The organism is Paenibacillus sp. GYB006, from assembly GCF_036577645.1.
Taxonomy (GTDB): Bacteria; Bacillota; Bacilli; order Paenibacillales; family Paenibacillaceae; genus Paenibacillus.
On sequence record NZ_JARBDA010000051.1, the window covers coordinates 1 to 802 of the forward strand.

General features: G+C 29.9%; 1 protein-coding gene. It reads left to right on the top strand.

Features of this window, described 5'->3' with window-relative positions; translation table 11 throughout:
* Positions 1-416: 416 nt before the first annotated feature.
* The gene (locus PV403_RS24815; RefSeq protein WP_160037241.1) at positions 417-752 is read left to right on the top strand and encodes a hypothetical protein; all 336 of its coding nucleotides are present in this window, start codon (positions 417-419) and stop codon (positions 750-752) included.
* Positions 753-802: the final 50 nt, after the last annotated feature.

Below are 802 nucleotides of genomic sequence, written 5' to 3' on the forward strand. Positions count from 1 at the left end.
CTACAAAATCCATCGGATATTTCTTATGCTTAATTAGCTATATGAGGAGGTGAAATTTATGAGAGAAAAAATAAATTCATGGTCTTTCTTTCTTTCAATAATTTGTTTAGTTTCGTATTTAGCAATGCCATATTGGATAGAAATCTATAGACATATCCATATGATATCCGTTCCAGACGCCTTTAATATTGTTTACATTCTTTCGTTAACAACTTTAATACTTGGAATAATAGGACTAACAGGTAAGAAAAATTTAAAGTCTATTTCAAGAGGAACAGTAACTATCTTAATCACATTCTGCATAACAGGATTTCTGAGCTTCTTAATGTGGATACAACAATCGTTCTTATTTTAATGAAGTAATCATTTATCAAAGTCATTATAATAAAAAAATACATAAAATTGGAGGCTGCTGTTTGAAGGTTAACCTTAGTGTAATTAGTTATGTAGCTTATCTATTAGTTATATCGACCACATCATTCTTATTTTACTGGGTATTTAAGATATGGATAGCAATGGGACGATTCACAGCAGCAGATGCCCCACCAGGTGACATTGGTGCAACAGAAAAAGTATTTTATAGTTTCGTTATACCGATTGGGTACTTTGCTATCATGACCTTACTTTCATTTGTTTTTCGTCGCTACTTAATAAAATATTCAGTTAATCTGAAAACAATATTTATACTTGCAATAAATGTACTCATTACTGTTTACTTAATAGCACAATTCACAATCTTTTCTTTTAGTTAATTTCTATAGGAGCCGAATGATTGATTTTATTAGAGATAACTCATTAAGCT